Origin of the sequence: Qipengyuania sp., from assembly GCF_043423005.1 — a bacterium.
Taxonomy (GTDB): Bacteria; Pseudomonadota; Alphaproteobacteria; order Sphingomonadales; family Sphingomonadaceae; genus Qipengyuania.
The window spans coordinates 1-19,546 of sequence record NZ_JBHWMI010000003.1; the positions used below are offsets into that span (position 1 = coordinate 1).

Annotated in this window: 19 protein-coding genes; 8 read left to right on the forward strand and 11 right to left on the reverse strand. The window is 66.2% G+C overall.

What is annotated here, in order from left to right; genetic code table 11:
• The first annotated feature begins 297 nt into the window (after positions 1–297).
• The gene (locus ACHFFA_RS00170; RefSeq protein WP_394268817.1) at positions 298–852 is read left to right on the forward strand and encodes a recombinase family protein; all 555 of its coding nucleotides are present in this window, start codon (positions 298–300) and stop codon (positions 850–852) included.
• Between the two features lie 101 nt (positions 853–953).
• Positions 954–1,361 (forward strand): hypothetical protein, encoded by a 408-nt coding sequence (locus ACHFFA_RS00175; RefSeq protein ID WP_394268818.1) that lies wholly within the window; start codon positions 954–956, stop codon positions 1,359–1,361.
• Here the strand turns inward: ACHFFA_RS00175 and ACHFFA_RS00180 are convergent.
• Genes ACHFFA_RS00180 through ACHFFA_RS00200 form a run of 5 tightly spaced genes read right to left on the reverse strand, consistent with a single transcriptional unit; the run spans position 1,327 to position 5,010 of the window.
• The gene (locus ACHFFA_RS00180; RefSeq protein WP_394268819.1) at positions 1,327–2,100 is read right to left on the reverse strand and encodes a glucose 1-dehydrogenase; all 774 of its coding nucleotides are present in this window, start codon (positions 2,098–2,100) and stop codon (positions 1,327–1,329) included. The two genes, ACHFFA_RS00175 and ACHFFA_RS00180, sit on opposite strands and share 35 nt — an antisense overlap.
• Positions 2,101–2,132: 32 nt before the next feature.
• On the reverse strand, positions 2,133–2,984 hold the full coding sequence (gene ygiD, locus ACHFFA_RS00185) for a 4,5-DOPA dioxygenase extradiol (protein ID WP_394268820.1): 852 nt from the start codon (positions 2,982–2,984) through the stop codon (positions 2,133–2,135).
• Between the two features lie 56 nt (positions 2,985–3,040).
• Positions 3,041–3,673, reverse strand: a complete 633-nt coding sequence (locus tag ACHFFA_RS00190) for a YceI family protein (RefSeq protein ID WP_394268821.1) — start codon at positions 3,671–3,673, stop codon at positions 3,041–3,043.
• Positions 3,674–3,713: 40 nt separating this feature from the next.
• Positions 3,714–4,274, reverse strand: coding sequence for an NADPH-dependent FMN reductase (locus ACHFFA_RS00195; protein WP_394268822.1), 561 nt, complete (start codon positions 4,272–4,274; stop codon positions 3,714–3,716).
• 37 nt (positions 4,275–4,311) lie between these two features.
• Positions 4,312–5,010, reverse strand: coding sequence for a pirin family protein (locus ACHFFA_RS00200; protein WP_394268823.1), 699 nt, complete (start codon positions 5,008–5,010; stop codon positions 4,312–4,314).
• A 101-nt stretch (positions 5,011–5,111) separates the two neighbouring features.
• Here ACHFFA_RS00200 and ACHFFA_RS00205 point away from each other — a divergent pair, with 101 nt between their 5' ends.
• A complete protein-coding gene (locus ACHFFA_RS00205) occupies positions 5,112–6,023 on the forward strand; it encodes a LysR family transcriptional regulator (RefSeq protein WP_394268824.1) in 912 nt (303 codons plus the stop codon).
• A 57-nt stretch (positions 6,024–6,080) separates the two neighbouring features.
• The gene (locus ACHFFA_RS00210; RefSeq protein WP_394268825.1) at positions 6,081–6,860 is read left to right on the forward strand and encodes a hypothetical protein; all 780 of its coding nucleotides are present in this window, start codon (positions 6,081–6,083) and stop codon (positions 6,858–6,860) included.
• 6 nt (positions 6,861–6,866) lie between these two features.
• Here the strand turns inward: ACHFFA_RS00210 and acs are convergent, their stop codons facing one another.
• The 3 genes from acs to ACHFFA_RS00225 all read right to left on the reverse strand — a co-directional run bounded on the left by acs (position 6,867) and on the right by ACHFFA_RS00225 (position 11,238).
• Positions 6,867–8,807 (reverse strand): acetate--CoA ligase, encoded by a 1,941-nt coding sequence (acs, locus tag ACHFFA_RS00215; protein ID WP_394268826.1) that lies wholly within the window; start codon positions 8,805–8,807, stop codon positions 6,867–6,869.
• Positions 8,808–8,876: 69 nt separating this feature from the next.
• A complete protein-coding gene (locus tag ACHFFA_RS00220) occupies positions 8,877–10,439 on the reverse strand; it encodes an aldehyde dehydrogenase (NADP(+)) (RefSeq protein WP_394268827.1) in 1,563 nt (520 codons plus the stop codon).
• 13 nt (positions 10,440–10,452) lie between these two features.
• The gene (locus ACHFFA_RS00225) at positions 10,453–11,238 is read right to left on the reverse strand and encodes an enoyl-CoA hydratase-related protein (protein WP_394268828.1); all 786 of its coding nucleotides are present in this window, start codon (positions 11,236–11,238) and stop codon (positions 10,453–10,455) included.
• Positions 11,239–11,428: 190 nt separating this feature from the next.
• Here ACHFFA_RS00225 and ACHFFA_RS00230 point away from each other — a divergent pair, with 190 nt between their 5' ends.
• Positions 11,429–13,771 (forward strand): DUF305 domain-containing protein, encoded by a 2,343-nt coding sequence (locus tag ACHFFA_RS00230; RefSeq protein WP_394268829.1) that lies wholly within the window; start codon positions 11,429–11,431, stop codon positions 13,769–13,771.
• Positions 13,772–13,807: 36 nt separating this feature from the next.
• Here ACHFFA_RS00230 and ACHFFA_RS00235 read toward each other — a convergent pair whose 3' ends face one another.
• Positions 13,808–14,668, reverse strand: coding sequence for a transglutaminase family protein (locus tag ACHFFA_RS00235; protein WP_394268830.1), 861 nt, complete (start codon positions 14,666–14,668; stop codon positions 13,808–13,810).
• Positions 14,669–14,761: 93 nt separating this feature from the next.
• Positions 14,762–15,301, reverse strand: coding sequence for a peptide-methionine (S)-S-oxide reductase MsrA (msrA, locus tag ACHFFA_RS00240; RefSeq protein ID WP_394268831.1), 540 nt, complete (start codon positions 15,299–15,301; stop codon positions 14,762–14,764).
• A 106-nt stretch (positions 15,302–15,407) separates the two neighbouring features.
• Between msrA and ACHFFA_RS00245 the strand changes: the two genes are divergently transcribed.
• The 3 genes from ACHFFA_RS00245 to folK are packed head-to-tail and all read left to right on the forward strand — an operon-like array spanning position 15,408 to position 17,693.
• Positions 15,408–16,256: a class I SAM-dependent methyltransferase gene (locus tag ACHFFA_RS00245; protein WP_394268832.1), complete on the forward strand. Its 849-nt coding sequence runs from the start codon at positions 15,408–15,410 to the stop codon at positions 16,254–16,256.
• 55 nt (positions 16,257–16,311) lie between these two features.
• Positions 16,312–17,187: an N-carbamoylputrescine amidase gene (gene aguB, locus ACHFFA_RS00250; RefSeq protein ID WP_394268833.1), complete on the forward strand. Its 876-nt coding sequence runs from the start codon at positions 16,312–16,314 to the stop codon at positions 17,185–17,187.
• The gene (gene folK, locus ACHFFA_RS00255) at positions 17,184–17,693 is read left to right on the forward strand and encodes a 2-amino-4-hydroxy-6-hydroxymethyldihydropteridine diphosphokinase (protein WP_394268834.1); all 510 of its coding nucleotides are present in this window, start codon (positions 17,184–17,186) and stop codon (positions 17,691–17,693) included. The genes aguB and folK overlap by 4 nt, the downstream gene beginning before the upstream one ends.
• On the opposite strand, the gene ACHFFA_RS00260 is transcribed toward folK, so the two are convergent.
• Entirely contained in the window at positions 17,635–19,425 is a 1,791-nt protein-coding gene (locus tag ACHFFA_RS00260; protein ID WP_394268835.1) for a carbamoyltransferase, read from the reverse strand. The two genes, folK and ACHFFA_RS00260, sit on opposite strands and share 59 nt — an antisense overlap.
• Positions 19,426–19,546: the final 121 nt, after the last annotated feature.

Sequence of the window (19,546 nt, forward strand, 5' to 3'; positions counted from 1 at the left end):
GGCCGAGATCGGGGCAGGATCAAGCGGCAAACCGTATCGGGGGCATGCCCCCGATACGGTTGTTGCCATCACGCCCAATGACGGGCATCAAAACGGCCCAAGGCTCTACTCGTAGCTGGTAGAAACTTCGGGCTCAGACCAGCTTCAGCGACGGTCGGCAGTTCACCCGTCCCATTTCCCTAACCAGAAGCGAGACAGATTTGAGACGCCGAAACTGTCTCATGTGGGTTCGTTTTCCTTGACGAAACACAGTTCTGTGCAACGGTCTTAGAGCCATACGAGACGGTTGGAGAGAGCATGGGCAAGACGTTGGGTTACGCGCGCATCAGCACGAATGAGGGTCAGGACATCCAGAGCCAGAAGGCTAGGCTCGAAGAACTTGGCGCGGTCGTAGTCTTCCATGATGTCGGCAATGGCTCTTCCCTCAACGGTCGTGACCAACTTGAAGCTGTCCTTCGCCTGCTCGAACCCGAAGACGAGCTTCTGGCGCTTCATCCCGACCGTCTTGCCCGCGACACTGGCGACCTGCTGACCATCGCCAAACGCGTTGTCGAGAAGAAGGCCATCCTGCGTATCCACGACCCCGCCATCAGCTTCGATGGCAGCGACCTTATGGGCGAAGTCCTGCTAACCGTGTTTGGTCTTGTGGGGTCCATCGAAAAGCACTTCATCAAGGCTCGGCAACGTCGTGGGATTGAAGCCGCGAAATTGCGGAATGCCTACAAGGGCCGTCCCGCGACCATCGACCCCGATGAGGTCAAAGCCCTTCGAGCAAAGGGCATGGGGGCCTCTGCAATCGCCCGTGAGATGAACATCGGTCGTGCCAGCGTCTATCGAGCACTGGCAGCGTGAAGGGCACCAGAACGGCTCTACGGCCATCCCAGCACCATCGTCTTCGTCATGAAGCACCTCAACATCGTTGACGGAACGATGAACTGTGCCACGCTCGAAGAATGACCAAACCCACCGTTGCCGAAAACGCCGATGCCATCGTCACCATCACCATGACCGAAACCGCCGCTGGCAATGAAACGGATGGTCACGATGACGATGACCAACGTTGGGCGGAGGCCGTCATTACCAGCCTGCCATCACGCTCACGCGAAGCACGAAAGGCGTTGGTAAAGGCTCTGTGGGACGGTGAGGGTTCGATGCCTCTTCTGGGACTCGAACTGACCGACGTTGAAAACAAAGCGGAAAATGCTGGTCTGGATGGAGAATCGACCCACGGAAACTCGCACCTTCCTCTTCTGGGCACCATTTTAATGCACATAAAGATCCGCCGGCCGTTCTCTCGGCGGCCGGCGGTTGCGCCTATGGGCGGGCTCAGTACTTGTACGATTGCCCGCCGTCGATGGTGATGACTGCGCCGTTGACGAAGCCGGCTTCGCCCGAGAGCAGGAACGCGACCAGCGCCGCCACCTCTTCGGGCTTGCCGAAGCGCTTCATCGGGTTGGGCTCGACGAACTCCTTGCCGACCTCTTCCCAGTTGTCGCCGCCCATCTGGCGCAGCGAGCCTTCGACCATCGGGGTCATGATCGCGCCGGGGGCGATGGCGTTGATCTGCACGCCGTACTGCCCGTACTCGATTGCGCTGTTGCGCGTCAGGCCGACGACGCCGTGCTTGCTGGCGGCATAGCCCGACTGGTTGCCCACGCCGCGGATCCCGCCGACCGAGGCGGTGTTGACGATCGAGCCGCTGCCCTGGTCTCGCATCACCTTCAGAACTTCGGCCATGCCGTAGAAAACGCCGTTGAGGTTGATGCCGACGACCTTGGCGAACTCGTCGTTGCCGAAGTCCTCGGTCAGGTTCTGCTTGCCCTCGATCCCGGCATTGTTGAAGAAGCCGTCGATCCGGCCGAAGCGGTCCATCGTCTGCTTGACGTAGGCACGCACCTTGTCGGGGTCCGAGACGTCTGCGGCAACGGTCAGCACTTCGGTGCCTTCGGGCAATTCGGCCGCCGCCTTTGTAAGACTGTCTTCCTTGAGGTCGACGAGAACGACGCGGGCACCTTCCTCGGCCAGGCGATGCGCCGCGGCAAGACCGAGGCCCGATGCCCCGCCGGTGATGATGACGACCTTGTCGATAAAGCGTTTCATGTCAGTTCCTTTCATTCTTCGGTGATTGATGGTCAGATGTTGGTCTGTTCGGCCGGTACGTTCGTCGGCAGGGTCGCGGCACCGTCGGCTTCGGTGCAGGTCAGCGCTTCGGCGTCGAGCCCGAAACACGTCATCGAGAGCGAGCCCATCGAATAGCCCCGCACCAGGGGGTCGAGCGCTGCCCCGCGCGCCGTCGCCATGCCGGCGAGATAAAGCAGCGGCACGAAGTGATCCGGTGTCGGGACCGCCGCGGCATAATCGGGGTGATCGAGAAGGCGCAGGATGCCCCCGGGATCGCGCGCCAGCTGCGCCGCCGCCGCATCGTCGAACCGTTCGGCCCAGTCGAAGGCGGCATCGGGCTCGTTCCAGCGAACGGCGCGCAGATTATGGACGACATTGCCGCTGGCCAGAACCATCACCCCGCGATCCTGCAAGGCGGCAAGCCGCGCCCCGAGTTCGACATGATATTCGAGCGGCTTCAGCGCATTGATCGATAGCTGGAGCACGGGGATATCGGCGCCGGGGTAAAGGTGGGCAAGCACCGACCACGTCCCATGATCGAGCCCCCATTGATCCCGGTCGAGCCCGACCCATTCGGGTTTGACCAGTTCGACGATCTCGCGTGCCAGATCGGGATCGCCCGGCGCCGGATATTCGAAATCGAACAACTCCTGCGGGAAGCCGTAGAAATCGTGGATCGTTCGCGGACGGGCCATCGCGGTGATGGCGGTCGCACCGAAATACCAGTGCGCCGACACCACCAGGATCGCCCGCGGCCTCGGCAGCTTGCGACCGAATGCCCGCCACGCCTGGGTATAGCCATTGCTGTCCAGCGTGTTCATCGGGCTGCCATGGCCGACGAAAAGTGCGGGCATCCGGTCCATCGTTCGCTCCTTGAAGGTTCAGCGTCGTGCAAGTTACAGGGGTGGCGGGCGATCCGTCAGGCCCCGGCGCCAGGCTCGACGAGCTTGAACTCGGCCTCGAGATGCAGCGTCACCTCGTCACCCAGCATCGGCAGGCCATACTGCATGCCGAAGTCCGATCGCTTGATCAGCGCCCGGCCATCGAAGCCCAGCGTGTATTTCTTGTCGACCGGACTCATCCCCGCCTGGTTGAAATCGGCAGCGAAGACGATCGGGCGGGTTATGCCGCGCATGGTCAGATTGCCGGTCACCTCGGCGCTGTCGCGGTCCGTCAGGCGGATCGATGTCGCCTCGAAGCGGGCGGTGGGATATTTTGCGGTATCGAAGAAATCCGCAGTCTTGAGATGAGCATCGAGTTGATCGTTGAGCGTGCCCACGCTGTCGGTCTGCACCACCGCCTCGAGGCTGCTGGCCGCGGGATTGGCGGTGTCGAGGTCGAGCTTGGCCTCGACATCGGTGAACTGGCCGACATAGGTCGAAAAGCCCATGTGATCGACCGACCAGGTGATCTTGCCGTGCGAGGCGTCGAGGACGTAATCGCCCGAGCGGACCTCGACCGGGTTCTGGGTCAGGCCGTCGCCTTGAGCGATGGCGGTGGTGGACAGGACGGCGGCGCCGGCGACGGCGATCAGGATGGTCTTGCGGTTCATCGGTATCTCCTTGGTGTGCTTGAACGAGATTTTTCGGGCGTCAGCGGGCTGTGCGGCCGATCCAGTCGCCAAAGGCATCGATGAAGCTCTTGAAGAACTTTTCGGTCCCTTCGCTCTTCAGGCGGCCGTCATCGTCGAACAGTTCGAAGCCGCCGCCGACATAGGCCTCGGGCTGCTGGAGCACCGGCATGTCGAGGAATACGAGCGACTGGCGCAAATGGTGGTTGGCGCCGAAGCCCCCGATCCCGCCGGGCGAGATCGACATGACCGCGGCCGGCTTGCCGGAATAGGCGCTCTGCCCATAGGGGCGCGAGCCGACGTCGATCGCGTTCTTCAGCGCGCCGGGCACCGACCGGTTGTATTCCGGCGTGACGAACAGGACGGCATCGGCAGCCGAGATCTCGTCGCGAAACCGGGTCCAGCTTTGCGGCGTGCCGGCGGCCTCGACATCCTCGTCATAGAGCGGCAGGTCGCCGATCTCGACGAAATCGAACGACAGATTGTCGGGGGCGAGCCGCATCAGCTCCTGCGCCGCCTTGCGATTGATCGATTCCTTGCGCAGGCTGCCGACGACGATGGCGACCTTGTATGATTTCGACATGAATTCTTCCTTCGTGTGATGGTGGTTCGAATAAGGGTCAGGCGGCGTCGACCATGACGATCTCGCTGTCCTCGACAGCGGTCAGCGTGAACCGGTCGAGACCGGTGATGGCGACGCCGTCGCGGGCCCGGGCCGGCTGATCGTCGACGCGGATTTCGCCGGTTGCGGGGACGAGGTAGAGATGCCGGTCGGGCGTGGTCCGGTAGGTCACGCTTTCTCCGGCGCGCAGCGTTGCGCCCAGCACGCGGGCTTTGGTGCGGATCGGCAGGGCATCGCCGTCCTCGGCAAATCCCGAAGCCAGGGTCACGAACCGGCCGGCACGTTCGTCGCGCGGGAACGGACGGGCACCCCAGCCCGGCTCGACACCGCGCTCATCGGGGATGATCCAGATCTGGAAGAGCCGCGTCTCCTCGTCTTCGAGGTTGAATTCGGAATGCGTGACGCCGGTACCGGCAGACATCACCTGCACGTCGCCGGCTTCGGTGCGGCCTTCATTGCCCATGCTGTCGCGATGCGTGATCGCGCCTTCGCGGACATAGGTGATGATCTCCATGTCGTTATGGGGGTGGGCGGGGAAGCCGGACTTGGCGGCGATGGTATCGTCGTTCCACACGCGGATATTGCCCCAGTGAACCCGGGCGGGGTCATGGTAGCCGGCAAAGGAAAAGTGGTGGCGCGCATCGAGCCAGCCGTGATTGGCCGCCCCGAGTGTTTCGAATTTCCTCACTTCGATCATGACAAACTCCATCGGTGTAAACTCATTAAAGCGGATATCGTCTTGTCCGTCGGACAGAAAAGTCAGATAAAGTTGGCTGAATTGTTCGAAGGAGTTGAACAGTGGAGGTTGGTCAGCCAACGCTCGACCAGCTGCGCCTCTTCCTCGCGGTGCAGGACGAGGGCAACTTCAATGCGGCTGCGCGCAAGCTCGGGCGTGCGGTTTCCGTCGTCAGCTACGGGATCGGGGCGCTGGAGGCGCAGCTCGACGTCCCGCTGTTCGAGCGCACCGGTTCGCGCCGGCCGCAACTGACGGCGGCGGGCCGATCGCTGCTGCCGGCGGCGCGGGCGATCATCGACGAGACCGACCGGCTGATCGCCCGGGCACGGAGTATCCATGCCGGCGTCGAAACCGAAGTGTCGATCGCGCTCGACGTGATGGTGCCGCTGGAGCCGGTGTCGGCCATCCTGCAGGAATTCCAGCAAGTCTATCCGTTGGTCGATCTGCAACTTCATGTCGAGGCCCTGGGCGCGGTCGCCGCGCAGGTCGCGCAAGGCCGGGCTGGGCTGGCCATCGCCGGTCCGGTGGTGCTCGACCGCCCGGACCTCGAGCGCCGGGAAATCGGGCGCATCGAACTGGTCCCGGTGGCAGCGCCCGAACATCCGCTGGCCCGGATGGAGGTCATCACCTCGGGCCAGGCCCGCAACTATCTGCAACTGGTGCTGACCGACCGTTCGCCATTGACCGAAGGACAGGAATTCTCGGTTCTCAGCGCCCGGACCTGGCGGCTCGCCGATCTCGGCGCCAAGCGCCAGCTTCTGATCGGCGGCAGCGGCTGGGGGAACATGCCGCGTCACATGATCGAGGGCGACCTTGCCGAAGGCCGGCTTAAACTGCTCAACCTGTCGGAAGGGACGAGCGTCGATTACCGGCTGAACGCGCTGTGGCGCAAGGACCGCTCCCCCGGCCCGGCGACCACCTGGCTGCTCGACGCCTTCGAAGCGGCGCTTGCCGATGAAAGCCGGTGGGGCTGACACTGCGGGCGTGGACGGCGATATGGCACCAACTCGCAATCCGCGGGTTTGGTCGCCATGCACGCGATAAGTTCCACACCCGCCTCGCCGGCCACCCGCTGGCTGGTGGCCGCGGCCGCCGTCATCCAGGTTCTCATTCCCCTGTTGCCGAGCCTCGGGCTGGGCGAGCCGATCGGGTCGCGTTCGGACAGCGTGCGAACCCTGATCACTCCGGCGGGGTGGGCCTTTTCCATCTGGGGGCCGCTCTACGCCGGCGCTTTCCTGTTCGCGATCTACCAGTTCCTGCCATCGAAGGCAGGCGATCCCCTGCTTGCCAGGCTGAGGCTGCCCGCGGCCGGCGCGTTCCTCGGCAATGGTCTGTGGGCGCTCTACACCCAGTTCTTCGGCCTATCTGCGATCTCGGCGGCGATCATCGTGTTCACCCTGCTGTGCCTGCTGCGATGCTATCGCGTGCTGGCGGTGCAGCAGGACGCCCTGACCGCAGGGCAGAGGTGGCTGGCGATGGTGCCGCTATGCGCGCTGGCGGCATGGCTGACCGCGGCGACCATCGTCAACATCGCCGCATCGCTGCGGTATCACGGAATCGAGGCCGGCGACCTTGCGCCACTGATCGCCGCCGGGGTGATCGTGGTCGGCGGGATTATCGCTGCCGCCGCGCTGCTGGCGGGGGGCGGAAACCTGCCCTACGCGCTGGTCTTCCTGTGGGCGCTGGCGGCGATCTATGCCGCAGGCGGACAGCAGCAGCCGGCGATCGCGCTGGCGACGGGCGCGGCTGCCATCCTCGTGGTGGGGGCGACAATCGCCGGGTTCCGCCGCCGCCGCACCCGCAGACAGTAATCCACCTCAGCGGTTCTGCCGCCCCTCGATAAGGCTGGGCACGAGGCTTTCGTCGGCCAGCGTCGAGGTATCGCCCAGCGAGCCATAATCGTTCTCGGCGATCTTGCGCAGGATGCGCCGCATGATCTTGCCCGAACGGGTCTTGGGCAGGCCATTGGTGAACTGGATGAAATCGGGATTGGCGATCGGCCCGATTTCCTGGCGGACATGCGCGACCAGCGCCTGGCGCAGCTCATCCGTGGAATCGACCCCCGCATTGACGGTGACGTAGCAGTAGATGCCCTGACCCTTTAAATCGTGAGGGCATCCCACCACCGCCGCCTCGGCGACGCTGGCATGGCTGACCAGCGCGCTTTCGATTTCCGCCGTGCCCAGCCGGTGGCCCGAGACATTGAGCACATCGTCGACCCGGCCGGTAATCCAGTAATATCCGTCCTCGTCCCGGCGGCATCCGTCACCGGTGAAATAGCTGCCGGGATAGGTGCTGAAATAGGTCTGCACGAAGCGGTCGTGATCGCCATAGACGGTCCGCGCCTGCCCCGGCCAGCTATGCGTGATGACGAGATTGCCCTCGGTCGCGCCGTCCTGCGGCGTCCCGTCGGCATCGACGATCTGCGGCCTGATGCCGAAGAACGGCAGGCCGGCACTTCCGGGCTTCATGTCGTGCGCGCCGGGCAGGGTGGTAATCATCACCCCGCCGGTTTCGGTCTGCCACCAGGTGTCGACCACCGGGCAGCGCCGCTCGCCCACCGTCTCGAAATACCACCGCCAGGCTTCGGGATTGATCGGCTCTCCCACCGTGCCCAGCAGGCGCAGCGAACTTCGGTCAGTCCGCGTCACGTACTCGTCCCCCTCGCGCATCAGTGCCCTGATTGCGGTGGGGGCGGTGTAGAGGATGTTCACCCCGTGCTTGTCGACGATCTGCCATATCCGCGAATGATCGGGGTGGTTCGGAATGCCTTCGAACACCACCTGCGTCGCCCCGCTGATAAGCGGCCCGTAGACGACATAGCTGTGCCCGGTGACCCAGCCGATATCGGCGGTGCACCAGAACACCTCGTCCGGGCGGTAGTCGAAGACGTAATGAAAGGTCGTCGCCGTCCAGACGCCGTAGCCGCCCGTGGTATGGACGACCCCCTTGGGCTTGCCTGTCGACCCCGAGGTATAGAGGATGAACAGCGGATCTTCGGCCCCCATCGGTTCGCACGGGCAGTCTGCATCCGAACGCAGATCGTGGAACCAGTGGTCGCGCCCCGGTTCCATCGTCACCTCGGCGCCGGTGTGGCGCACCACCAGCACCGCCGTCAGCGGTGTTTCATGATCGGGTTCGGCAAGCGCGGCATCGAGATTGGCCTTGAGGGGGACCCGCTTGCCGCCGCGCAGGCCCTCGTCGGCGGTTATGACGAACCTGCTGCCGCAGCCTTCGATCCGGCTGGCCAGCGCCTCGGGCGAAAAGCCGCCGAAGACCACCGAATGAATTGCGCCCAGGCGGGCGCAGGCGAGCATTGCCAGCACCCCTTCGATGATCGTCGGCAGATAGATCGTCACCCGGTCGCCGCGCCGTACCCCCATGGCTTTCATCGCATTGGCCATCGCCACCACTTCGCGGTGCAACTCGCGGTAGGTGAGCGTGCGGCTGGCGGCCGCCGGGTCGTCGGGCTCTAAGATCAGCGCCGTACTGTCGCCCCGCGCGGCGAGGTGACGGTCGACCGCGTTGTAACACAGGTTCAGCGTCCCGTCCGCGAACCAGTGGATCGCCACCGGATCGAACGACCAGTCACCCGCTGTCCTGGGCGGGGTGATCCAGTCGAGCCGCCGCGCCTGTTCCAGCCAGAACCCGTCCGCATCCTCGACCGACCGGCGATAGAGGTCTGCGTAATCGGCGCCGCTGCAATGGCTCGGGGCCACAGGCTCGGGTCGCTCGACCATGTCTGGCAAGGCTGGCATCGCTATTCTCCATCATTGCGCCGGTCTGCCGCGGCGCCGGGCCGTACCTCCGCCTTCGGCTGGCCGGCGTCAATCCCGCCTCGCGCCGTCGACCCTTCGCGGCAGCCCCGCGGCATCGTCGCGCAGAGGTTCGGGAAGCAGCGCCGCGGGCATGTCCTGATAGGCGATCGGCCGGACGAACCGATCGATGGCCAGCGTCCCGACCGAGGTACTGCGACCGTCCGAAGTGGCCGGGAACGGACCGCCATGGACCACCGCATGGGTAACCTCGACCCCGGTCGGCCAGCCGTTGGCGATGATCCGCCCGGCCTTTTGTTCGAGCAGCGGGACGAGTTCGCGCGCCATGGCATGATCCTCCTCGTCCATCTGCAAGGTGGCGGTAAGCTGGCCTTCGATAGCCTCGAGAATGCTGCGAAGTTCCGCCATGTCGCGGCATGCGACCACGATCGATGCCGGGCCGAAGATTTCGTGTGCGAACGCCGGTTCCGCAAGGAAGCGGTCGGCGGCGACGGTGAACAGGTGCGCGGCGCCGCAGGTGGCGGTACCTGCCGGCCCCTGCGCCACCAGCATGACCCCGGCTAGCCCGGCGAGGCGGCCCAAGCCATCCGCGAAGGCGGTGCGGATGCCGGCGGTCAGCATCGTCAGCGGGCAAGCGCCCCGCAGCTGTTCGCCCGCAGCGGCAATAAACCGGTTCAGCGCGTCTCCGGCAAGGGCGAGGACAAGCCCCGGGTTGGTGCAATATTGCCCCGCGCCGAGCGTCAGCGACGCGACATAGCCGGCTGCCAGAGCATCCGGATCGCGGTCCAGCCGGTGCGGCATCAGGATGACCGGATTGATGCTGCTCATCTCGGCATAGACCGGGATCGGAACCGGTCGGTTGGCGGCGTGGTGCATCAGCGCAAGGCCGCCGGCGCGGCTTCCGGTAAAGCCTACCGCGGCGATGCGCGGATCGCGCACCAGTGCCTCGCCGATCGCGTTGCGGGTGGAGTGAAGGAGGGAGAACACCCCCGCCGGCAAGCCGCATCCGGAGATCGCGCGGGTGATCGCGCCGGCCACCAGTTCGGACGTGCCGGGATGCGCCGGATGGCCCTTGACCACCACGCAGCATCCGGCGGCGAAGGCCGATGCCGTGTCGCCGCCCGCGACCGAGAAGGCGAGAGGAAAATTGCTCGCCCCGAACACCGCCACCGGGCCGAGCGGGATCTTGCGCAGGCGCAGATCGGGTTTCGGCGGACTGCGGCCCGGGTCGGCATGATCGATCCGCAACCCCTGCCATTCGCCAAGGTCGAGCTCTTCGGCAAACAGGCGCAGCTGCTGAACGGTACGCGCCCGCTCGCCGGTGATGCGGGCTTCGGCAAGCCCGCTTTCCTCCGCCGCGCGCGCGATCAGCGCCGGGCCGAGCTGCTCGATCTCCGCCGCGATCCGGCGCAGGAAGGCCGCCCGCGCGGCGCCGGGAAGGGCACCGAAGACCGACTGGGCCGCGGCTGCGGCCTCGCAGGCGTCGGCCACGTCCCTGTTGCTCGCCTCGACGAACGGCGGATCGAGCGGACGGCCAGATTCGGCGCCTGTCGCGGCGAAATGATCAGCCCCGGCCCGCCATTCCCCGGCGACGAGATTGCGACCCGTCAGCATTGCCCTGCCTCTGTCAGCGGCCGGTGAAGGCCGGCTTGCGCTTCTGCAGGAACGCCATCGCGCCTTCGGCGGCATCGGCGGAATTTCCGGCGCGGCGCTGGGCATCAGCCTCGGCGACCAGCGTGGTCGCAAGATCGGCTTGCAGACCGCGATGAAGCACCGCTTTCATCGCGCCCAGCGCTGTCGTCGGCCCGGCGGCGAGCCGTTCGGCAAGGCTGCGCGCCTCGTGCGGCAGGGCGTCATCCTCGACACAGGCATAAACCAGTCCGAGGCGCGCGGCTTCCTCGCCCGCAATACGCTCGCCCAGCATCATCAACCGCGCCGCCTGCGCCCGGCCGATCAGGCGCGGCAACAGCCAGCTCGAGCCGCCATCGGGGACGAGGCCGATATTCACGAAGGCCTGGAGGAAATACCCGCTCTTGCCGACAAGGGTGAAATCCGCCGCCAGCGCGATCGAGCAGCCGATGCCGGCAGCCGGTCCCTGCACCTCGGACACCACCGGGACGGGCAGGCCGACGAGCGTTTCGATCATCGGGTTGTAATAGCGCAGCAGCGAGGCGCGCGCCCGTTCGCCCCCCGAGATCGAGCTTTCCGCGTTGGCCGCGAGATCGGCGCCCGAGCAGAACGCCCGCCCTTCGCCGCGCAGCAGAACGGCACGCGCGTCGCCCAGCCCGCTCAGGGCATCGAACAGCTCCTGAGCCATCTGCGGCGGACAGGCGTTCAATCGTTCGGGCCGGTTGAGCGTGATGGTAAGGACATCGTTTTCGCAGCTCGTGCGGATGGTCTCGTATTCGCTCATGCCGTCTCTCTCTTTGCAGGCTGATGCTGCCAGAGCATGGTGCATGATGGAAAGCAGGCCGATTTGCAAACCCCGCCGGCGCCCGCTGTCGCTGGTCGCGCCGGGTATGGCCTTGGCCCAGAATTGCCTTGACGGTGACGGCGCGCCGTCGCCTTATCCGGTGCAACACGACCCAGGGGATGCCGCCGAAATGTCCAGATCGATCCGCACGCTTGCTGCCGGGCTGCTTCTTTCCACCTCTGCCGGCGCGCTCGCCCAGCAGGCTCCGATCATCCAGCCGGGCGTGCCAGGCCAGCCGGGGCAAATCCTGACCCCCGAACAGGCGACCAGGCTTGCCGATACCCGCTATTCGCCGGGCGACGTCGCCTACATGCAGCACATGATCCTGCATCACGAGCAGGCCACCCAGATGACCGCGCTGGTCGAAGAACGGACCACCAATCCCGCTGTCCGCCGGCTGGCAAGCCGGATCGAGGCAAGCCAGGCCGACGAAGTCGAGTTCATGCGCGACTGGCTGACCTCGCGGGGCGAGGCGCTGACCATGCCCGGGATGGGCGCCGCCGGACATGACGGCCATTCGATGGCCGCGATGAAGGGCATGGCCACGCCCGATCAGATGCGCGCGCTCGCCGCAGCGAACGGAACCGCGTTCGATCGCATGTTCCTGCAGATGATGATCGCCCATCACCAGGGCGCGATCGACATGACGCGCGATCTCCACGATGCCTATGGCACGGCCTACGATCCGGAGATGTACCGGTTCACCAGCGACGTGGTCAGCGACCAGTCGGCCGAGATCACCCGGATGAACCAGCAATTGGCCGGCCTGTCGCAGGATCCGCGGGCGACCCTTTCGCCCGGGTTTCGCGATGCGGGCGAGGCGATCATGGGGCTGCGCAAGCTTGCCAGCCTCGAAAAGCCCGCCGGCTTCTTCGATCCTGCGAACCCGGCACAGCTGCAACCGCTGAAACCCGCGGAGAAGGCTAGCGACAGCGACGGCAAGGATCCCGATGCCAAGGGCGAGGCCTCTCCCGCCGCCGATCCGCACGCCGCCCACGCCAATGCCGCTGCCCCCGTCGCCGCTGCCAGGGGCGCGGGCGATCCCGATCCGCGCGACGTTGAAGGCGAGGATGAGGAGGACAAGCCGCAGTTCGGCGAACGCGGCTCGCTGCTCGATTTCGCCAACACCGACATCGCCTTCGCCGGCGAGATGATGGTGGCTGGCTCCTATCACGGGTTCAACGTCTATCGCCTCGGCGCGGACGGGGTGCCCAGCCTGGTCAGTTCGGTCGTCTGTCCCGGCGGGCAGGGCGATGTCTCCATTTCCGGCAACCTGCTCGTCATGAGCGTCGAGGAAGGGCGCGGCCGGACGGACTGCGGGCTGCAGGGGGTGGCCGACAAGGTCAGCGCCGAACGGTTCCGCGGGCTGCGCATCTTCGATGTCTCCGACTGGACCCGTCCGCGCCAGGTCGGGCAGGTGCAGACTTGCCGGGGCAGCCACACCCATTCGATCGTCTCGGCCGACGACAAGCGGCTGGTGGTCTACAATTCGGGCACGGCGGGGGTTCGCCGGACCGAGGAAATGGCCAGCTGCACCGACAACCCGGGCGACAGCCGCACCGCGCTGTTCTCGATCGACGTGATCGAGATCCCGCGCGCCAATCCAGCGGCCGCGCGGATAGTCGACCGGCCGCGCATCTTTGCTGCCGACGGGCAGATCGGCGGGCTGTGGCGCGGCGGCGATCACGGCGAAGGCACCCAGGCGACTAGCGAAACCGATCAGTGCCACGACATCACCGTGTTCCCGGCCAAGCAGATCGCCGCCGGGGCGTGTTCGGGCAACGGCATCGTCCTCGACATCTCTGACCCGATGAAGCCCAGGCGGATCGACGACGTGACCGACAAGGGGTTCGCCTACTGGCACTCCGCCACGTTCAACAACGACGGCACCAAGGTACTGTTCACCGACGAGTGGGGCGGCGGCGGGCGGCCGCGGTGCCAGGCGGGCGATCCGGCGAACTGGGGCGCCAATGCCTTTTACGGCATCGACAACGGGCAACTGGTCTATCGCGGCACCTACAAGCTGCCGGCCCCGCAGAGCGACAAGGAGAACTGCGTCGCCCACAACGGCTCGATCATCCCGGTGCCGGGACGCGATATCTTTGTCCAGGCGTGGTATCAGGGCGGGATCAGCGTGATTGACTTCACCGATCCTGCGAACGTCCGCGAGATCGCCTATTTCGACCGCGGTCCGATCGACAAGGACCAGATGGTCCTCGGCGGCTACTGGTCGGCCTATTACTACAAGGGACGTATCTACGGCACCGAAATCGCGCGCGGGATCGACGTGTTCGAACTGGTACCGAGCGAGCATCTGACGGCGGCGGAGATTGCCGCGGCGGAGGCGGCGCAATATCCGGGTGACGTCTTCAATCCGCAGACGCAGACCCAGGTCAGCTGGCCGCAGGCGGCGGTCGATGCGGCGGTCGCAAGCCGGGCCAAGGGTACCGCGCCCAAGGCGGCGAGCCGCTGATCGAGCGGGCGGGCGAGGTTCCGGCGTCGCCCGGCCTCAGCGGGTTGTCTGGGGGAGCGCGGTTTGTGCCGGGGGGCGGGACAGGTCGGTGTCGGCCACCTCGTCGGTATGCACCTTGAACCGTGAGAGCCGGGCAGCGCCGAACTGGGTGGTGATCGCCGCATCGGTCGCATCGCGCCCGCGCGCCATCACGATACGCCCGATCCGGGGCGTGTTGTGGCGCGCATCGAAGGTGTACCAGCGGCCGCCGAGATAAGCCTCGAACCAGGCCGAGAAATCCATCGGATAATCGACCGGGTCGATCCCGATGTCGCCGAGATACCCGGTGCAATAGCGCGCCGGGATGTTCGCCGCCCGGCACAGCGTGATGGCAAGGTGCGCGAAATCACGGCACACCCCGAATTGCTGGTCGAACGCCGAGCGCGCGGTATGCTCGCTGCTGGCCTTGGCATAGTCGAACTCGATCCGTTCGTGCGCCGCATCGACCAGCGCCTGCACCCGGGCCCAGCCGGGCGGGACATCCTTCACGATCGCCCAGGCTTCGTCGATCAGCTGGCTGACCTCGCAATAGCGCGAGGCGAGCAGGAACCGGATCGCCTCGTCGGGCAGGTCGTCGACCGGGTGCTGCTCGGCATCGGGGGCGACAGCATCCTTCTCGCCGCTGTCCTCGATCACGAAATCGGAGGTGAGCGACACGCCGCCGGCCGGTACGACGAAGCGGCTGCAGACATTGCCGAAGCTGTCACGATAGGTGCGGACCGGGATCGGCGGGTCGGTTACCAGAACTTCGGGCGTGCGCAGGTCGGCGTGGCGATCGGGATGCACGTTGAGCAGTGCCAGCATCGGCACCGGCTGGTCGCATTCGAAGCGGATGTCGAAGCCGGTGCGGATCAGCATGGCGCGGGTCCGCTGGCGAGACGATGCGCGGCGCGCGGCGGTGTGTGGCGGTCAAGACCCATGCCAGACACAACGCCGCCGCGGGCAAATGGTTCAGGCGTCCTGCTTGACCTTGTTCTGGAAGCTCTTGCGCAGCTTCATCAGCTTGGGCGGAATGACCGCGAGGCAATAGGGATTGCGCTGCCCTTCCCCCTCCCAGTATTCCTGATGATAATCCTCCGCCGGATACCAATGTGCCGGCCCTTCGATGGTGGTCACCGCGTTGCCGCCATGTTCGGCGTTCCAGCGATCGATCGCGGCCTCGGCCTCGGCACGCTGACTGTCGTCCAGCGGGAAGATCGCGCTGCGGTACTGGGTGCCGATGTCGTTGCCCTGGCGGTTGAGCTGGCTCGGATCATGCGTCCCCATGAAGACATCGAGGAGATCGGGCAGCGATATCGTCTCGTCGTCGAAGGTCACGCGGACCGCCTCGGCGTGCCCGGTCTCGCCCGAACAGACTTCCTTGTAGGTCGGATCGGGCTTGTCCCCGCCGATATATCCGCTTTCCGCCTCGCTCACACCGACGACGTCCTTCATCACCGCCTCGGTGCACCAGAAGCATCCGCCCGCCACGATCACCTGTTGCTGCGCCATCGAAATCTCCTTTGCCGGGCGTAGATAGGAAGCGCGGGCGCCCTTGTCATCGTGGCCGTGTGGCGGCAGGGACCAGGGGCCAACACAAGCCTTCGGAGAGCCTGCCATGCGTCACCTGCCGATCCTTGCCGCCGCCCTCATGTCCGTTGCCGCCGCCGCCCCGGCTTACGCGCAAGAGGGCCATCATGCCGGCATGGCGATGCCCGGCCACGCGCATCACGGCGCACTGATGGAGGCGATCGGCGATGCCCGCCGCGATGCCGACCGCGCCCGCGACCAGTGGCGCCATCCGTTCGAAACGCTCGACTTCTTCGGCGTAAGGCCGGGGATGACGGTGGTCGACTACATGCCGGCCGGCGGCTGGTACACCCGTATCCTTGTCCCCTATCTCGGCGCGCAGGGCCGCTATGTCGGGATCACGCCCGATCCGGCGGCTGCCGACAGTCAGCGTTTCCGGGACTATTTCGGCAAGTTGCCGGGCGAGTTCCAGTCAGCCTACCCCGCCTGGAACCTCGCCGGCGCCCCGATCGCCGTCCATGGTTCGCAGGCCGCGCCCGAAGCGATGAAGGGTGCGGTCGATCGCGTGCTGATCTTCCGCGAGATGCACAATCTGCTGCGTTCCGGCACGATGTACACCGAACTCACCCGTCTGCGCGCGATGCTGAAGGACGACGGGATGCTGGGCATCGTGCAGCACCGCGCCCCGGCCGATGCCCCGGCCGCCTATACCGCAGGGGCCAACGGTTATCTGCGCCAGCAGGACGTCATCGCGCTTGTCGAGGCGCATGGCTTCGAACTGGTCGGGATGAGCGAGATCAACGCCAACCCGCGCGACACTGCCGATCATGAAGGCGGGGTCTGGCAGCTTCCCCCAAGCCTTTCGGGCAAGAACGAGGCCTTGCGCAGCATCGGCGAGAGCGATCGGATGACCCTGCTGTTCCGCAAGCGCGCCTGACGGAACGCAGAGCGGGCGCTTGCCATGCCGGCAGCGCCCGCATACTTCGCACGCCATGAGAGAACTCCGGCTCGCCGTCCTCCAGCTCGCGCTTGCCCGTCCGGACGAGGATGCAAACATCGCCGCCGTCGCCCGGCTGGTGACCGAGGCGGCCGAGAAAGGCGCACAGGTGGTCCTGCCGCCCGAACTGTTCGCCGGCGAATACTTCTGCCGGACCGAGGAGGAGGCGCTGTTCGACCGTGCCCGGCCCACCGCCGAGCATCCTTCGGTCCTCGCCATGCAGGAGCTTGCCGCACGCCACCGCATCGCCATCCCGACCAGCTTCTTCGAGCGTGACGGGCACCATTACTACAACACCCTCGCCATGATCGGCCCCGATGGCGCCGTGATGGGCACCTATCGCAAATCGCATATTCCCGACGGGCCGGGGTACGAGGAAAAATACTATTTCCGCCCCGGGAACGACGGGTTCAAGGTGTGGGACGTGCCCTGCCACGGGGGAACGGCGCGGATCGGCGTCGGCGTGTGCTGGGACCAGTGGTATCCCGAATGTGCCCGCGTCATGGCCTTGAAGGGCGCCGAAGTGCTGCTCTATCCCACGGCCATCGGCTCCGAACCCTATGATGCGGACCTCGATACCAGCCGGATGTGGCGGCGCGCGATGCTGGGCCACGCGGTGTCGAACTGCATGCCGGTAGCGGCGGCAAACCGGATCGGCCACGAAGGCCCGGCCGACCGCCCGCAAAGCTTCTACGGCCACAGTTTCATCACCGATGAATGGGGCGATTTCCGCGCCGAGTTCGGCGCCGAACAGAGCGGGGTGCTGGTCGCCACCCTCGACCTCGAGCGGGCGGCGCGTCACCGGGCGGGAATGGGCTTCTTTCGCGATCGTCGGCCGCAGCTTTACGGGCGCATCTGCGAGGACGTGTGAGGCCGCACGATGGGCACGCCGGTCGGCACGTCTATCTGGTCGCGCTGGGTTCCAACATGCGCGCCGGGGGTATGCGGCCAAGCGAAGTCCTCGCTTTCGCGATTGGCGCCCTCACCGGCCGCGGGTTTGAGATACTGGCGGTTTCGCCCATCATCGCATCCGCCCCGCTCGGTCCCTCTAAACGCCGGTATGTCAACGCCGCAGCGGTGATCGCGGGCGGGTTCGGGCCACTCGAAACGCTCGGCATACTGCAATCGATCGAGCAGATGTGCGGGCGCCAGCGCCGCGGGCAACGCTGGCGGGCCCGCCCGCTCGACCTCGATATCGTCCTGTGGAGCGGCGGCATTCTCAACGCCCCGCAGCTGACGATCCCGCATCCCCGCTATGCCGAACGGCGCTTCGTCCTCGATCCGGCGGCCCGCGTCGCCCCCGGCTGGCGCGATCCGGTCAGCGGTCGGACGCTGCGCCAGCAGGCGCTGCGTCTTCGTCGCCCGCGCGCTCTTTGACGAGGACGAAACGGCCCATCACCAGCGCGTCGAGATCGGTCCGCAGGTAACAGTCGAGCGCCTGGGCGGGGGTTTCGACTACCGGCTCGTTCTCGTTGAAGCTGGTGTTCAGGACCATGCCGTGCCCGGTGCGCCGCTTCACCCCCTCGATCAGCGCGCAATAGAGGGGATTGTCCTCGGCGCTCACCGTCTGCAGCCGCCCCGTTCCGTCGACATGGGTGACGGCCGGAAAAGCCGTCCGCCATTCGCGCCGGAACCGCACGACATGCATCATGAACGGGCTGGCGAGATCCTGCTCGAAATAGCGCGCGACGTCGCTGCGCAGGACGGACGGGGCGAAGGGGCGGAAGCTTTCGCGTCGCTTGATCTTGCGATTGATGCGGTCCTTCATGTCCGGGATCGCCGGATTGGCGAGGATCGAACGGTTGCCGAGCGCGCGCGGCCCCCATTCGCTGCGCCCTTGGAACCAGCCGACGACCGTGCCTTTGGCGATCAGCCCCGCCGCGACATCCGCAGCCTCTGCGGGATCGGTGCATTCGCGCGCACGCAGCCCGTGCGCGTGAAGAGCGGCACGGATCGCGCTCTCCTGATGGGTCGGGCCCCAATAGGCATGGCGCATCACGAACCGATCGCTGCGGCCCAGTTCCTGGTGCCAGCAATGCATGGCCGCGCCGATGGCCGTCCCGTCGTCCGAGGCGGCGGGGTGCAGGAACACCTCTCCCGCCAGCCCTTCGCGCAGAACCCGGGCGTTCATAACTCCGTTGAGCGCGCAGCCGCCAGCCATCGCCAGCCGTTCGAGCGGGACGCGCTTGGCCAGCGTCTCGAGGCATTGGCTCGCCGCGCGTTCGAACATCGCTTGGGCCGAACGGGCGATGTCCTTCTCGCGCTGCGTCAAGGGATCGTCGCGCCGGCGCGGTGGGCCGAACATCCGCACCAGCTGCTGCGAGTAGATGGTGCCCAGCCGCAACTGTCCGGCCTCGTTGACCCGGGATGCCGCAAGCCCGTGCCAGACATCGAGATAGCGCGGATCGACCTGGAACCACGGCGTTCCTTCGAGGCGCACGATGCGCGCCATTTCCGCAGCGTAGCGGTCCTCGCCATAAGGGGCGAGGCCCATCACCTTGTATTCCTCGCCGAACAGGTCGAAGCCGATGAACTGGCAGATGGCGGTATAGAAATGCCCCAGGCTGTGGGGCAGCGTGACCCGATCGAGGATGTCGATGCGGGTACCGGTGCAGCGCGCCGCCATCGCCGAGGCGAAATCGCCCGAACCATCCAACGAAAAGCCGCCGGCGCTGTCGAAAGGCGAGCAGTAATAGGCGCTGGCGATATGCGCCACGTGATGTTCGACAAGATGGGTGCGCGCGCCGATCGTGGCTGGATCGAGGTCGAGCGCGCCGGCCAGCGTATCCTTCAGCGACTGGATCCTGTTTCCCCGGGTGAGCCCCTGCCGCACAGCTTTCGCGGCATTGGCGGGGCGCGCCAAAAGATAGCGCGCCTTGGCTAGCCGGTTGGCGCCGGGTTGCCGGCCCAGGGCGATGTGGGTGAGGTCGCCTGGCGAAAGGCCGCCTTCCGCCAGCACCGCGCGCACCGCATCGGCGGGAAAGTCGCCGGTATGCTTGCGCCGCGGCCCCAGCCGTTCCTGCGCGATCGCCGCAACCAGCTTGCCGTCGACGACCAGGCAAGCCGCCGCGTCGGGGTGAAAGACGTTGATGCCGAGAATGGCAGCCATGATCCCCCTCGCCCCCCGTACCCGCGCGTATGCGGGCGCTAGCAAGGCCGCCCCCGGTGTCAATCGCCCGCAGCTCTGCCACGTCCGCCACACGCAGCAGGTTGACCGCCTGCGCCGTGCT

Coding starts and splice junctions, on each gene's coding strand:
- aguB (WP_394268833.1), top strand. CDS start 16,312: ATGAGAGAACTCCGGCTCGCCGTCCTCCAGCTCGCGCTTGCCCGTCCG.
- ACHFFA_RS00225 (WP_394268828.1), bottom strand. CDS start 11,238: ATGAGCGAATACGAGACCATCCGCACGAGCTGCGAAAACGATGTCCTT.
- ACHFFA_RS00170 (WP_394268817.1), top strand. CDS start 298: ATGGGCAAGACGTTGGGTTACGCGCGCATCAGCACGAATGAGGGTCAG.
- ACHFFA_RS00245 (WP_394268832.1), top strand. CDS start 15,408: ATGCGTCACCTGCCGATCCTTGCCGCCGCCCTCATGTCCGTTGCCGCC.
- msrA (WP_394268831.1), bottom strand. CDS start 15,301: ATGGCGCAGCAACAGGTGATCGTGGCGGGCGGATGCTTCTGGTGCACC.
- ACHFFA_RS00200 (WP_394268823.1), bottom strand. CDS start 5,010: ATGATCGAAGTGAGGAAATTCGAAACACTCGGGGCGGCCAATCACGGC.
- ygiD (WP_394268820.1), bottom strand. CDS start 2,984: ATGGACCGGATGCCCGCACTTTTCGTCGGCCATGGCAGCCCGATGAAC.
- ACHFFA_RS00190 (WP_394268821.1), bottom strand. CDS start 3,673: ATGAACCGCAAGACCATCCTGATCGCCGTCGCCGGCGCCGCCGTCCTG.
- ACHFFA_RS00175 (WP_394268818.1), top strand. CDS start 954: ATGACCAAACCCACCGTTGCCGAAAACGCCGATGCCATCGTCACCATC.
- ACHFFA_RS00180 (WP_394268819.1), bottom strand. CDS start 2,100: ATGAAACGCTTTATCGACAAGGTCGTCATCATCACCGGCGGGGCATCG.
- ACHFFA_RS00260 (WP_394268835.1), bottom strand. CDS start 19,425: ATGGCTGCCATTCTCGGCATCAACGTCTTTCACCCCGACGCGGCGGCT.
- ACHFFA_RS00220 (WP_394268827.1), bottom strand. CDS start 10,439: ATGCTGACGGGTCGCAATCTCGTCGCCGGGGAATGGCGGGCCGGGGCT.
- ACHFFA_RS00195 (WP_394268822.1), bottom strand. CDS start 4,274: ATGTCGAAATCATACAAGGTCGCCATCGTCGTCGGCAGCCTGCGCAAG.
- ACHFFA_RS00230 (WP_394268829.1), top strand. CDS start 11,429: ATGTCCAGATCGATCCGCACGCTTGCTGCCGGGCTGCTTCTTTCCACC.
- ACHFFA_RS00210 (WP_394268825.1), top strand. CDS start 6,081: ATGCACGCGATAAGTTCCACACCCGCCTCGCCGGCCACCCGCTGGCTG.
- acs (WP_394268826.1), bottom strand. CDS start 8,807: ATGCCAGCCTTGCCAGACATGGTCGAGCGACCCGAGCCTGTGGCCCCG.
- ACHFFA_RS00235 (WP_394268830.1), bottom strand. CDS start 14,668: ATGCTGATCCGCACCGGCTTCGACATCCGCTTCGAATGCGACCAGCCG.